The following is a 13,958-nucleotide window of genomic DNA, read 5'->3' on the forward strand; positions in this document are numbered from 1 at the left end:
CTTTTCACAAGGTGTGGAATATACTTTCATTATCACGTTGCTTTGTGAAAGGAACATTCATGATTTACACGCTCACTGCAAATCCCGCCATTGATTACAACATTTCCTGCGACGGACTTTCCGCCAACACCGTCACCCGCACGCGCAACGCGGTCTATACGCCCAATGGCAAGGGTCTCAACGTCTCGTTCACCCTCGATCACTACGGTGTCGACACCACGATCCTGGGCTTTTTTGCCGGCTTCTCAGGCGAGTATATCGTCAAGGGCGCCGAGGCCCTGGGTGTGCCCGTCAAGCCCGTGTGGACTGACGGCATCACGCGCGTCAACGTTTTCCTCAACGCCGGTCCCGATACCGAGTACAACATGGTCAATGCAGGCGCTGCCATCAATGCTGCCAACGAGCAGGAGATGTTTGAGCTCATCGACTCGCTCGACGACATGACCTGCCTGGTCATTAGCGGCTCGCTGCCCCCCAACACCTCCGAGGGTTTCCTGGCCGAGGTTCTTCGCCGTGTTAAGGCAAAGGGTGCCGAGTTCGTGCTCGATATTTCGAGCCATCAGCTGGCCGATCTCATTGCCATGGAGCCGTTGCTTATTAAGCCCAACGACGACGAGCTGCTCGACATCTTTGGCATTAAGGTGAGCGGTGGCGACGACGAGTCCGTTAAGTGCGCTATGGCTGAGCTGCACGCCAAGGGCGCTAAGAATGTGCTGCTGACCCTTGGTGGCGACGGCGCGTACTTCTCCAACGGCGAGCACATTTGGTTTGCCAAACGCACCTTTGAGGTCAAGCTGCTCTCGACGGTCTGCGCCGGCGATTCCTCGCTTGCCGCCTTCCTGTCCGTGTGGCATGATGCCCCCGAGTGCGTCGAGGACGCCCTGCGCCTCTCGATGGCAACCGGTGCCAACGTGGTCGAGTGCCCTGGTTTGGGCGATTTTGCCAAGGTGGACGAATATAAGAAGCACATCGACGTTCGCCAGGTCTGCTAACCGTTTAGACACATCGTTGCCGAACACCCGCTTTGGGTCTCCGAGGCGGGTGTTTTTATCTGTTGGCCGCATGGGCTCTACTGTCTCGTTCGCGCGAATCGACGATGTGATTTCATGTGCGCTCACGCTTGTTTCTTGCTAGACTGCTTGAGAACCATCGTTTAACGCTTGCAAGCGTAGGAGGCCATAGGTATGTGTAATGTTTCGCTCAACGGTACGCAGCCCACAGATGCCTCCCTGCGCGTGCTACGTGCGCTCGAGGACGCCGGTCTCGAGGCCTGGTTCGTAGGCGGTTGGGTGCGTGACGCCCTGATGGGACGTCCCAGCCACGATGTTGACATGTGCTGTAGCGGCCTGTGGCAAGAGTCCAAGGCGGCGCTCGAGGCAGCCGGCATTGCGGTGGTTGAGTCGGGCATAAAATTTGGCGGCATTACCGCCCTTTGTGACGATGAGCGTATTGAGGTCACGACGTATCGCCTGGACGGTTTTTACACCGATGGTCGCCATCCCCAGAGTGTGGAGCGTGCGGCGTCGCTTGAGGACGATCTGGCGCGTCGTGACTTTACCGTTAACGCCATGGCTTGGCATCCCCAGCGCGGTCTTGTCGACCGTTATGATGGCCAGGGCGACCTGGAGCGTAAGCTGATTCGTGCCGTTGGAGATCCCAAGCGTCGCTTTAACGAGGATGCGCTTCGCATGCTGCGCGCCGTGCGTTTTGCCTGCCGTCTGGATTTTATGATCGAGCCTAAGACCAAACAGGCGCTTGCCGAGTGCTCGCCGCTGCTCGATGCCGTGGCACGCGAACGCGTGGGCATCGAGCTCGAGGGGATTCTATCGACCGGTCACGGGGGAGACGCGATGCTACGCTATCCCGAGCTTGTTTGCGCCGCCGTGCCCGAGCTTGCGCCGGCTCGTGGGTTTGACCAGCGCAGCGTCTACCACGCCTTTAATGTTTACGAGCATATCGCTCGCGTTTTGACGGTAGCGGGGGAGCTGGCACTGTGTGACGGCGTGGCGCCTTCGTCGAGCTTAATGTGGGCAGCGTTTTTGCACGATGTCTCCAAGCCCGATTGCTTTACGGTCGATCATGCGGGCAGCGGCCACTTTTACGGTCATCCTGAGCTTGGTGCCAAGAAAGCGCGCGCTATTATGGATCGCTTGGCGCTTTCGCACGATTTGGTTCGCGACGTGTGTCTGCTTATCAGGTATCACGATAAGCCGTTGCGCCCCGAGCGCTCCTGTTTGCTCAATATGATGCGCTCGCTTTCGGGTGAGGGCGTCGACACGCCGCGTTTGATTGACGAGCTTATGGACCTTAAGCGTGCCGATACGCTGGGTAAGGCACCGTCGTGCTTCTATTACGTCGAGACGATCGAGGAGATGCGTTCGCTCGCCCACGAACTGTTGGAAGCTGGGGAGCCCTATACGCTTAAGATGCTTGGCATCAACGGAGGGGACCTGATTCGCGCCGGCGTCAAACCGGGGCCTGAGCTGGGACAGCTGCTCAACGTTGCCCTCGACGCCGTGATCGAAGACAACGTCCCCAATACCCGCGAAGCCCTTCTGGCCCACCTCAACCTGGGGTAGCTCTTTTGGGACGGGGCTTTTTTTAGCTACCCCCGCTGTCAATAGGACGAACAATCGTGATTCTGGCAGGGGTAGCTAAAAAAGCCCCGTCCCAAATTAGCTACCAGGTTGACCTGTGTGTTCCATAACCTCACGACAAAATTTGGCCAATTTGGAATTTCTTCTTGCGCTCGCGTTTTTTGTCCCGTAATATATGTCCTCGCAGCACGGCAGTGCAGATGTCATGTGGCCCGTTCGTCTAGCGGTTTAGGACGCCGCCCTCTCAAGGCGGAGATCACCAGTTCGAATCTGGTACGGGCTACCACTTCTTTTCTGCTGAGGCTTATGGCCCGTTCGTCTAGCGGTTTAGGACGCCGCCCTCTCAAGGCGGAGATCACCAGTTCGAATCTGGTACGGGCTACCAAGTTTTGGATACCCGACCTTCTTTTCGAAGGTCGGGTTTTTTATTACATGCGGGCTTGTCTGTTAATCCCATTTGCCCCACAGCTTTACGTTTTGCTTATCTCCCATACGGGTACAATAGGCCAGATACATTGACGGTCAGAAGGAGCCTCATGACGGAGTCCTCTCAGCATACCCCAAAGCCTCAAGTCGATGTTTCGGGCGGCGATGACAACAAGAGCGCACGTCGTGGTGCCATCTTTATTGGCATTGTGCTGGTGGGCTATATCGTCTATTTGGTCGTGACCGGTCAGATGGGTCAGTTTTGGGCCGCCATGGCTAGCGTTCAGGCGCCGTGGCTCGCTGCCGCGTGCTTCTGCATGTTCCTATACTTGTTTTTTGGCATCGTGGCGTACGCGATTGCCGTATGGCTCGATCCCAATTCGCCTGTCGGCATCCGCGACCTCATTTCGGTCGAGGCGAGCGGCATCTTCTTTGGCAACCTGACGCCCATGATGATGGGCTCCACGCCTGCCCAGATTTATCGCCTGACCAAAGCCGGCCAAAATGTGGGCGAAGCGGGTGCCACGCAGTTCACCCGCTTTATCGTGTACCAGTTTGGTTTGGTGGCATGGGGTGCCATTCTGCTGCTCGCCCGCATGCCGTTTTTCGCCGAGCGCTATGGCGACATGACGCTGCTTTGCGTCTTTAGTTTTGGCGGCCACTGCTGCATTCTTCTCGGCATCTTTGCCGTGGCGTTGATGCCCAAGACCGTCACGCGCGTCGCACATTGTATTATCAATTGGCTCGAGCGCATGGGCGTTTCCGCTACTAAGATCGAGGGCTGGCGTACCTTTGTCGATGGCGAGATCTACTCGTTTTCCGAGAAATTCAAACTCTCTGCCGGCCATTTTTCGTCCATGCTGCTCACGGTCGTCATCACCATGTTGCAGCTGGCGTTTTTCTACCTGGTTCCGTATTTTTTGATGCTTGCCTTTGGTCAGTACGACGTTGACTTTTTCTCGGTCATGGCGGCGAGTGCTTTTGTACAGCTGTTGAGTTCCGCCGTCCCGCTGCCTGGCGGCACCGGTGGTGCCGAGGGCGGCTTCGCGCTGTTCCTGGGTCACTTTTTTGGCACGGCAGCGACTGCCGGCTATCTGCTTTGGCGTCTGATCACCTTTATCGCGCCGACCATTTTGGCCGCCCCTCTTTTGGGCCTTAAGAGCGCTCATAACGAGAGTATCCATGCGCGCTGGGACCGTATGATGTGCAAGCTCGGGCGCACTCCTCAGAAGCCTTCTGCGTCCGTTAAGGCACATCCAGCCTCTCAGGTTACCGTGGACCCCAATCAGCATGCTCAAAAGACTGCTGTGGCCTCTAAACCGGCACGGAAGACCTATGTTCGTCAGACTGGCGACGGTATCCGCGTTTCCCCTGCGGCGCTCAATAAAAAGAAGCGGCCCTAGAGCCCAGTTGGTGAGTCGTGCGTTCTTAATGATGCTCGTCATTGCGATGCTAGATGTAGGATAATCCTCTTACGTTGATTATCTCCCACTTGTACAGGAGCTATAGGTGGGCAGTTGACATGAAGGGGACACGTCTATGGCCACCACTAAACCGCGCCTTGACCGCCGCATCGTTCGCAGTCGCAATGCGATTCTTTCGGCATTCGAGCGACTGCTGATGGAAAAGCCCCTCGCCGATATTACGGTGAGCGCCATCGCGCGCGAGGCAAATGTCGACCGTAAGACCTTCTACGTGCACTTTGGCACGGTGGACGGCTTGCTCGATGCCATTGCCGTGGATGTGGTCGAGATGATTGTCGACTCAGTCGAGAAGACGCTTTCCTCTATGGGCGGTAACACCAACGAGCGCGCACTCGGAGCGGCGGCGACCTTCTTCAAAACCGTTAACGAGGCGCTGTGTAACAATTTGGTGCTCAATCGCCAGTTGATTGAAAACATTCCGCTCGACGACTTTATGACGCGCTTGCGTGTGCCGCTCGAGCACGAGATTGCCGAGCGCGACCTGCTGCCCGATGGCTTAAAGGACGAGCTGTTCGACTATTATCTGGCGTTTTTGCTTTCGGGCATTATCGGCATTTACCGCACGTGGGCATTATCCGACGGCTCGGTGCCCATCGAGCGCATTTCGGAGGTCGCTAACAATCTGACGTTGAACGGGCTATCGAGTCTGGAATCTCGTTTCGAATAGCACTACCGCCTTATCCCCTCCGAGTTGCGGTGAAATAAGGACTGAATAGGCCTTTTAACGGCTAAAACACTCCCTATTTCACCGCAACTCAGGGGGGGATTGCATTACTGGTAGCGCAGGCACTCCACGGGGTCGAGTTTTGCGGCCCGGCGGGCGGGGTAGAAGCCAAAGATTACGCCGATGCCGACGGAGACCGCAAAGGCCAGCAGCACCGTGGCGATCGAAAAACTCGGCGTTATGGTACCGCTGGCACCGAGTTCGCCAAGCACGCCGGAACCCGCGGCGAACATCGCTAGGCCCCAGGCCAGAAGATAGCCAATCACGACACCCAAAATGCCGCCGGTGATGCACAGCGCCGAAGACTCGGCCAAAAACTGTGCGGTGATATCGCGACGGCTGGCACCCAAGGCTCGACGAATACCGATCTCGCGGATGCGTTCGGTCACATTGGTGAGCATCATGTTCATGATGCCGATACCGCCCACGAGCAGCGAAATGCTGGCAACGGCGCCCATGATGAGCGAAAACGCGCCCATAAAGGAGTTGAGGGCGTCGATGGCGCTTTTCATTGAGGTCGCCGACACGCTGTCATATTCGTCGTCATCCGCGATGTCCTTCATGCTGCGCACCTTGGATTCAATCATCTTGCACAGCTCATCCATGTCCGTACCCTCGGCGGCGAGCGCCGTTACGCTGGGAAAAGACGGGTTCTCGTCGCCAAAGAGGCCCGAGATGGTCTCGCGCGGCATGTAGAGCGTGAGTGAGCCCATGGAGTCGCTGCCGCCGTCGATAACGCCGATAATCTGCACCTCGCCGTTCGACACCTTGATGGTCTTGCCGAGCGCGTCCTGTTCGTTGCCGTACAGCTGGTCCGCGCTGCCGCGGCTGATGAGCGCCACGCGTGCGCCAGATTGGGACTCAGCCTGGGTATAGGTGCGCCCCGCGACGAGCTTGCTGGCGCCCACTGCGTCGAGCATGTCGCTATCGACGCCCTGCGCCATGACGTTATAGCTTTTGTCACCGGCCTTGTACTCGGTATAGGCACTGTCCACGATACCGATCTGCTCGATCTGCGGCACCATCTTGCGAAGATTCTCAACGTCCGACTCGGTGAGCTCTTGCGACGAATAAATCTGCACCATACGCGCGGCGTTGAGGCCCAGGCTGTTGACCAGGCTGTTTTGGATACCGCCGATAAGCGAGGTCATGGCAATGACGGAGGCGATGCCAATAACAATGCCCAGGATGGTGAGTAGGCTGCGTCCCTTGTTGGCCTCGAGGGAGTGAAGGGCTTCTTGGATAAGGTCGCGCGTGCTCATGCCTTCACTCCTTTCGTCGGATTGGCGTGTGCGGAAATCATGGGCAGGTTATCAATGGCGCCGTGCAGGGTCTGCGGTGCGTGCGCGATGTACGCGCCGTCGTGGATTCGGCCGTCGCGAATGGTTACGGCACGGTCGGCCTCGGCGGCGATACCGGGATCATGCGTGATGAGCACAATGGTCTTGCCACGTTCCTGGAGTTTGTGGAAGGTCTCCATCACGAGCGCTCCGGTGGCGGAGTCCAGGTTTCCCGTCGGCTCGTCCGCCAGGATGATGGGCGGGTCGTTGACGAGGGCGCGCGCGATGGCAACCCTCTGCATCTGTCCGCCTGAGAGCTCGGAGATGCGGTGGTCCCAGTGGTCGACCGGCAGCGTGACGGATTGCAGCGCATGAACGGCGCGCATCTCACGCTGAGCCCGCGGCACGTTGGTGTACGACAGCGGCAGCATGACGTTTTCGATGACCGATAGGCGCGGCAGCAGGTTAAAGCTCTGAAAGACAAAGCCGATGCTCAGGGCGCGGACTTCGGTGAGCTCGTCATCGTCGAGCTCCGCCACGTTGAGGCCCTGCAGGTAATAATCGCCTGCCGTTGGCTTGTCCAGGCAGCCCAGGATGTTCATGAGCGTTGACTTGCCCGAGCCAGAAGGGCCGGTAATGGCCACGAATTCGCCGGGATTCACTGCCAGGCTCACGTTATGCAGGATATGGGCGCAGCCGGCCTCGCTCTCAAAAATGCGATGCACGTTGCGGATGTTGATGACGGGACGCATTACAAGCCCTCGTCGGCAGACATGCTGCCAGAGTCGTCGCCGTCGGCCGTCATGCCTGCGCCGGTGTCCACGATGAGGGTGTCGCCGTCGCGCAGCTTGGTAACCGGTACGTCTGCGTTGATCTCATTGCCCTGGTCGTCGCGCTTGACCTGCGTCTTGCCGACCACGGCGTCGTTTTCGTTTTGCGTCACAATGGTCACCTTCACGCGGCGCATCTCCTTGCCTTCACCGTCGGTTGCCACGTTGACGTAATAGTGCTCGCCATCCTCGGTCATGAGCGCCATGGTCGGCACCATCACCACATCGTCGAGCTGCTCGGTTACCACCGAGACCTCGGCGGTCATGCCCGGCTTGAGGCGCGCGTCGGGCGCGTCAATCAAAATATCGACGTTATAGGTCACGCTGCCGCCGCCACCGTAGGTGGAGTCGGAGTTTGCCACCGAAGCGATTGTCGTGACCGTTCCCTGGCTCACGATATCGGGAAAGGCCGGATAGGTAACGTTGGCGCTCTGGCCCACTGCGATCTTGGCGATATCCTTTTCGCCCACCTGAACGGTGACCTTCATCTTGGAGAGGTCAGCGATCTGCATGCACTGCTTGCCGCCGGTCGTATCGCCTTCGCCCATAATCATGCCGCCCGTCACCGTGGCGCCGACCTTGGCGTTGAGCTCGACGATGCTGCCCGAGCTGGGCGCGGTCACAGTGCGCTCGGCGGCTTTGGCGTTGGCCTGGTCCAGGGTCGCCTGGGCCGAGGCCAGGTTACGTTGGGCGCTCGAGATGGCGCTCGTGTCGGCACTCGTGCCGGTGCTACCGCTGGCGCCACTTGCGCCTGCCGCATCTGTGTCAGTCGCCGGAGCGGCTTGGGCGGCAGCTACCGCTTTCTGCGCGTTGGCGAGGTCTTCCTGTGCCGCCGCCACCGCGCGCTGCGCCTCGGCAACGTTGCGATCGAGCTCGTCATTTTTAATGGTCATGAGCACATCGCCCTCGTTAACGGACTGGCCGGCTGATACGTTGATCGATGCCACCGTGCCGTCGACAGAAGGGGAGACCACCGAAGCCGAGATAGGCTTGAGCTGGCCTTTAGCCTCGACGGTGGTCGTAAATGTACCCTCGGTGACCATGTCGGTCACCGGCCCGTTGGTACCTGCGGGCCGTGCGTTAATGACGAAGGTTACGACAACGGCGATGAGCACAATGGCGGCCACGACGCCGGCCGCAATGCCGCGTCGGATGAGCTTTTTGCGCCGACGCTCGGCACGCTTCGCCTTGAGCTTGGCGTAGGCCTCTTCGTCAGAAATCTCGGTTGCATCGCTTGTGCTGCCGTTTTGCTGTGTTGCGTGCACGGTTGTTATGAGGGGAAGCGTTTCGGTGGCACCCTCGGGCGCTCGCTCGGTATCATTCGGTCCCGGGGTGATGGTGGGGACATTCGACATAGCGTATCCTTTATAGAAAGTTCTTCGATTAGTATATGCGCCCGTCGCGAGAAGCGGGCGCATATGGCGGATTCTTTCGGAACTGTTAGATTGGAGCGTCAGTTCCCCGTTGTGCGAAGGCGTGTTTCCCTACGAGTGCACGACCACGCACAGGCCGACGCTGATGCAGTCGTGGAGTGCCTTGGCGTCGGCCAGGCGCAGGTTGATGCAACCGTGGCTGCCGCACCACTTGTACGAATTTGGGTCGTCAAAGCTCTGATCGTTTTGCCATGTTGCATCATGGAAACCAACCATGTTGCCTTCAAACGGCATCCAATATGACACGGGGCTTTCGTATTTTGGTTTTCCGGTCTCTGGGTCTTTGGCACCGATGAGCTTGCTTGCGCCGTCATTGCTATTGATCTGCCAAACGCCCTCGGGGGTGGCATCCTCTCCCGGTTTGCCCGAGATAAAGTTGGCTTCCCAAACGATATTACCGTTCTCGTCATAGTAGCGCGCGTGCTGCTCGGACAGGTCGACGTCGATATACGCCTTCCAGTCGGGCTCTCCCTTTGCGGTATAGGTGTCGGCCTTCTGGGAGTACTTAATCTCGATTTCGCCGGTCTGCTTGTTGTTAATGGCGTCCTCGACCTGCTTGGCGAGCGAGCTGCTGTCGATGGACCAGCCAAAGTCACCGCCCTCGACGGCACATTCTTTGCCGTCGGCACGCGTCCACCAGCGGGTGGTGCCCACGGTATTAAAGCCGTTGGCGAGCTCGACTGCCCAGCTACTGATCTGCGACGTATCGAGTGTGGGGTTGGCCGGATCGGCAAAGCTGATCCACTGCAACACGGAGCCACCATCAACCTTGCCGGCATCCTCACCGTTGAGCTTGAGGGTCACGTTGACGCCCAAGAAGTTGTTGGCGGCATCGCATGCGGCCTGAATCTGATCATTGGTCAGCGTTCCATTGAGCGGCTCATAGGCATCGTTGCCGAGCTTGGAAAGATCTACAGTCTCGGCCAGCGAGGCAAGCTCGAGCTCGGCATACTTAATGACATGCTCACGGTTGAGTTTTTCGTTGGATCGCGCCTTCTCGACGGTAAACTTGCCGGCTTGCTCGTCATAGGAGCTATTGGCCTCGAATGTGCCCGAACGGCCCTCGTTAAACTCGTCAATGGCGGCGCCCAGATCCTCCTCAAACTTCTTTTGGTCAAAGGTGTCAGAGAGCATGGACAGGTCGACGTCTTGTTCAAGATCGACTTCGTTGGAGGTAGCGGTTGTTTTGGTCTTGCCGCTTAAGGATTCCACAAGGCGGACCGGCCATATAAAGGCTTCGTTGCGGCTGATGATTTCTTTTGCGGCAGCTTCGCCGTCGACGATGGGTTCATCGGACTCGGGCTGATAGGTCCAGTTAAAGTCGTCGCCTGTCACCGTGAGCTTATAGTGCTTCCATGCCGAGTTGACCTTAGTGGCAGCAGACGAAGCGTTGGAGAACGAGACGTCGACGCCGGCAATGGTGGTGTTGGGGTAGGCTACCTGCGAAAATGCGACAACGCCAACAATGTAAACGACAACAATGAGGCCCAGAGCAACGAAAAGCGTCATTTTGGCCCCGGATTTTTTCCCGTTGGCGTGGTTCTCTGACCCACGGGGGCCCTTGTGATGGTTTTGCGTGTGTGAAGGCGCGTGCTTAGTCGCTTTATTGCTCTGACGCTGCTGATACGCATGAGGGTTCTGGCGCTGTGAGGTGTTTCCCGAACCATGCTTTGTGCTATGCGTTGGCGTAATGGGGCGCGGCGACTGAACGCCGCCGGTAGGCCTAGAAGGCTGTTTAGGATCGGGAATCAGTTGGGTGCGGTCGTTTTGCGACATCGTATGCATATCCTTCGAATTTCGCCTTGCGGCTCATCGTGTTTTTACTGGGCTTGCATTATAGCGATTACCTAGTTGTTTGTGGTATTGAAACGGTGGCATTGGCAAGAGGTTGGACATTTGTCCCACCTCTTGTTTTGGACTGCTCTTTATCCGCACACACCGCATTTTGCACAGGCCGAAAGCGCGGCCGGAGCCTGCGCGATGCCGCCCTTTGCCGTCTCGCGCAGCGTGGCCGGCAACGCGTGGCCCACCGAGAGCATGACGTGTGCCATCTGGTCAAACGGCACCAGGCTCTTAATGCCGGCAAGGGCGAGCTGCGCCGAGCTAAATGCGGCCGCCACGCCGATCGCGTTGCGGTTTTGGCATGGCACTTCGACAAGGCCGCCCACGGGATCGCATACAAGACCAAGCAGATTGCTCAGTGCGATAGAGCTAGCGTCGAGTGCCTGCTCGGGCGTGCCGCCCAGCATCTGGACGAGCGCGGCAGCGGCCATGGCGGCGGCGCTGCCCACCTCAGCCTGACATCCGCCTTCGGCACCGGCGACGCAGGCACTTGTGGTGAGGTTGAGACCAATCGCGGCAGAGCAGTAGAGTGCGTCCATGACCTGTTCGTCATCGAGCTGTAGATGGTCGGCGAGCGCCAACACGCAGCCGGGCACCACGCCCGCAGAGCCGGCCGTGGGGGCGGCGACGATGACGCCCATGGTGGCAGAGCGCTCAAGCACAGCCATGGCGCGGGCTACGGCTTCGGTTTGGACGGCGCCCATCAGGTTTGTGCTCAGATCGTTGCGGCGTGTGGCGTCGACGAGTTTTGCCTCGCCGCCGATAAGCCCGCCGAGCGAGCGCTGCGGTGCGGCGATGGGCGCCGTTGTCTCCTCGCGCATGACCTCGAGTACGCGGCGCATGGCGGCGACGGCGTGCTGCTCGCCGGTCAGGCGGGCTTCGCGTACGGCCATGACGGCGCCAATGTTGAGGCCCAGTTCGGCGCAGGCGTCGAGGAGCTGTTCGCCATCGTCGAAGATTTCCTTGGCGGAAACGCCGGGGGAGAGCGATGAGGCCGAGCCGGGAAGCTCAATGAAGGTGGCGTAATCGACATGGTCGAGCATGCGTAGCATGGGAACGACGATGTCATCGGGGGTGCCGTCAGTCTCAAAGACGGAATAAGCTTGGCCGCCCACCTCGGTGCGATAGGTGCGGCAGAAGGCAATGTTTACGTGTGCGTAGGCGAGCTGGTTCGTGAGCGCGGCGAGAACGCCGGGGACGTCCTGGTGCGCCACAAACAGGGTGGAATACATGCCCGAGATATCGACGCCGACGCCGTTGATGCGGCTGATGCGCATCTTGCCGCCGCCAAGGCTCTCGCCGCGGACCTGCGCCGTGGCGCCTGTGTCATCGACCATGTCGATGTCGACGGTGTTGGGGTGGATGGAGGCGTCGTCGCCCTTAATGTCAAAGTGATAGCTGAGGCCCCGCTCGCGCGCGAGGTCAAAGGCCTGCTTGATGTTCTCATCGTCGGTATCGAGGCCCAAGATGCCCGCGACGAGTGCGCGGTCGGTGCCATGGCCGCGGTAGGTGTGGGCAAAGGAGTTCCACAGGCCAAAGGTGACCTTGGTGATGCGGCCTTCCAGCAGACTGGCGGCAACTTGGGCGCAACGCAGGGCGCCGGCGGTGTGCGATGAGCTGGGGCCGACCATGATGGGGCCCAAGATCTCGAATGCCGAGGTCGTAGCTAGTGTTTGCGGCTTGCCTGCCATGGCTGCTCCTTCTCTATCTCGTCGTCCCGAGGGGCGGGGCATACGCTGTCCCGCCGTTCCGAGGGCTTTAGTATTTGGTCGCCTGCTCGGACAGTCCTGCTCGCACGGAGAGCACATTAAGTGCTCTCCGGCTCGTGCGGAACTCGCGATCGACCAAATACTAAAGTCCTCGGAACTTAGGATACATGGTAGAGGCGCGCGTGCTTCAAAATTCATCGGTTGGTGACCTATTCGGTGTCCGATGTCGATACATCTTCACCACCGTTCAAATAAAAAAAGAGGTACCGGTTGTTCCGGTACCTCTTTTTGGTGCGTTTTTATTTGGCTGTGGCTTTTCTCGTTAGCTTACAGGCCGCAGGCTGCTTTGAGTTCGTCGATGCGGTCCGTTTTCTCCCAGGTAAAGTCGGCGTCTTCGCGGCCAAAGTGACCGTAGGCTGCCGTCTTTTCATAGATGGGGCGACGCAGGTCCAGGTCGCGGATGATTGCGCCCGGGCGCAGGTCAAAGGTCTTCTCCACGGCCTCGACGATCTTGTCCTCGGCAATATGCGCGGTGCCAAAGGTGTCGACCATGATCGACAGCGGCTTGGACACGCCGATGGCGTAGGCCAGCTCGACCTCGCAGCGATCGGCCAGGCCGGCGGCGACTACGTTCTTGGCGACCCAGCGAGCGGCGTACGCGGCAGAGCGGTCGACCTTGGTGCAGTCCTTGCCGCTAAAGGCGCCGCCGCCGTGACGGCCGTAGCCGCCGTAGGTGTCGACGATGATCTTGCGGCCGGTCAGGCCCGTGTCGCCCATGGGGCCGCCCACGACAAAGCGTCCGGTGGGGTTCACATAGATATCGGCGCCATCCCACGGCATGTTCTCGGCATCCATGACGGGTGCGATGACATGCTCGATGAGGTCGGCCTTGATCTTACCCATGTCCTCAACTTCGGCAGCGTGCTGCGTGGAGATGACGATGGTTGTGACCTCCACGGGCTTTCCGTCCTCGTAGCGCACGGTGACCTGGGTCTTGCCGTCGGGGCGCAGATAGGGCAGGGTGCCGTCGTGGCGCACGGCGGACAGGCGTTCCGCCAGGCGGCTTGCCAGGTAGTGCGGCATGGGCATGAGGGTCTTGGTCTCGTTGGAGGCGTAGCCAAACATCATGCCCTGGTCGCCGGCACCGATCAGGTCGATCGGGTCGGTGGTGGCGCCGGTCTGGGTCTCAAATGACTCGTCGACGCCCTGGGCGATATCGGGGGACTGCTCGTGGATGAGGCTCATGACGCCGCAGGTATCGCAGTCAAAGCCAAACTTGGCGCGGTTGTAGCCGATGCGGCGGATGACGCCACGGGCGATTTCCTGCACGTCGACGTATGCCTGGGTGCGAATCTCTCCGGCGACGATGACGGTGCCGGTGGTCACGAGGGTCTCGCAGGCGCAGCGGACGTTTTCCACATTGGCGGGCACGCCGTTGGGCGCAATATAGCCCTGCTCCTGCAGCTCTATTTCTTTGGCGAGGATTGCGTCGAGGACGGCATCACTGATCTGGTCGGCGATTTTATCGGGATGGCCTTCGGTCACCGACTCCGACGTAAACACAAAAGACCCCTGCTGGGGCGGGATGGAACGAAGCTCTTCTGACATGATTGTCCTTTCGAATAACGTGTCC

General features: G+C 59.1%; 10 protein-coding genes and 2 tRNA genes. 6 read left to right on the plus strand and 6 right to left on the minus strand.

Going from position 1 to position 13,958, the window contains the following annotated elements; genetic code table 11:
• The first annotated feature begins 59 nt into the window (after nt 1-59).
• The 6 genes from ACTNB2_RS01355 to ACTNB2_RS01380 all read left to right on the plus strand — a co-directional run bounded on the left by ACTNB2_RS01355 (nt 60) and on the right by ACTNB2_RS01380 (nt 5,174).
• Complete coding sequence (locus tag ACTNB2_RS01355) at nt 60-992, plus strand: 1-phosphofructokinase family hexose kinase (RefSeq protein ID WP_427717343.1); 933 nt, start codon at nt 60-62, stop codon at nt 990-992.
• Between the two features lie 192 nt (nt 993-1,184).
• Nucleotides 1,185-2,579, plus strand: a complete 1,395-nt coding sequence (locus tag ACTNB2_RS01360) for a CCA tRNA nucleotidyltransferase (RefSeq protein WP_427717346.1) — start codon at nt 1,185-1,187, stop codon at nt 2,577-2,579.
• 227 nt (nt 2,580-2,806) lie between these two features.
• Nucleotides 2,807-2,883: transfer RNA gene (locus ACTNB2_RS01365), tRNA-Glu, on the plus strand.
• Between the two features lie 22 nt (nt 2,884-2,905).
• A tRNA-Glu gene (locus ACTNB2_RS01370) sits at nt 2,906-2,982 on the plus strand.
• Between the two features lie 151 nt (nt 2,983-3,133).
• The gene (locus ACTNB2_RS01375; protein ID WP_427793548.1) at nt 3,134-4,426 is read left to right on the plus strand and encodes a lysylphosphatidylglycerol synthase transmembrane domain-containing protein; all 1,293 of its coding nucleotides are present in this window, start codon (nt 3,134-3,136) and stop codon (nt 4,424-4,426) included.
• Between the two features lie 136 nt (nt 4,427-4,562).
• Nucleotides 4,563-5,174 (plus strand): TetR/AcrR family transcriptional regulator, encoded by a 612-nt coding sequence (locus ACTNB2_RS01380; protein WP_441041102.1) that lies wholly within the window; start codon nt 4,563-4,565, stop codon nt 5,172-5,174.
• A gap of 104 nt (nt 5,175-5,278) precedes the next feature.
• On the opposite strand, the gene ACTNB2_RS01385 is transcribed toward ACTNB2_RS01380, so the two are convergent.
• The 6 genes from ACTNB2_RS01385 to metK form a co-directional block, all read right to left on the minus strand.
• Nucleotides 5,279-6,493 (minus strand): ABC transporter permease, encoded by a 1,215-nt coding sequence (locus ACTNB2_RS01385; RefSeq protein WP_441041100.1) that lies wholly within the window; start codon nt 6,491-6,493, stop codon nt 5,279-5,281.
• Nucleotides 6,490-7,263 (minus strand): ABC transporter ATP-binding protein, encoded by a 774-nt coding sequence (locus ACTNB2_RS01390; RefSeq protein WP_441041098.1) that lies wholly within the window; start codon nt 7,261-7,263, stop codon nt 6,490-6,492. Before ACTNB2_RS01390 ends, ACTNB2_RS01385 begins: the two co-directional genes overlap by 4 nt.
• Nucleotides 7,263-8,696 (minus strand): efflux RND transporter periplasmic adaptor subunit, encoded by a 1,434-nt coding sequence (locus tag ACTNB2_RS01395; protein ID WP_441041097.1) that lies wholly within the window; start codon nt 8,694-8,696, stop codon nt 7,263-7,265. Before ACTNB2_RS01395 ends, ACTNB2_RS01390 begins: the two co-directional genes overlap by 1 nt.
• A 129-nt stretch (nt 8,697-8,825) precedes the next feature.
• Nucleotides 8,826-10,283: a L,D-transpeptidase gene (locus ACTNB2_RS01400; RefSeq protein WP_441041095.1), complete on the minus strand. Its 1,458-nt coding sequence runs from the start codon at nt 10,281-10,283 to the stop codon at nt 8,826-8,828.
• A gap of 416 nt (nt 10,284-10,699) precedes the next feature.
• Nucleotides 10,700-12,307, minus strand: coding sequence for an L-serine ammonia-lyase, iron-sulfur-dependent, subunit alpha (sdaAA, locus tag ACTNB2_RS01405; protein ID WP_427717365.1), 1,608 nt, complete (start codon nt 12,305-12,307; stop codon nt 10,700-10,702).
• Between the two features lie 345 nt (nt 12,308-12,652).
• On the minus strand, nt 12,653-13,933 hold the full coding sequence (metK, locus tag ACTNB2_RS01410) for a methionine adenosyltransferase (RefSeq protein ID WP_427728191.1): 1,281 nt from the start codon (nt 13,931-13,933) through the stop codon (nt 12,653-12,655).
• Nucleotides 13,934-13,958 lie beyond the last annotated feature (25 nt).

Origin of the sequence: Collinsella sp. HCP28S3_G2 (assembly GCF_052065125.1) — a bacterium.
In the GTDB taxonomy this organism is placed as follows: Bacteria; Actinomycetota; Coriobacteriia; order Coriobacteriales; family Coriobacteriaceae; genus Collinsella.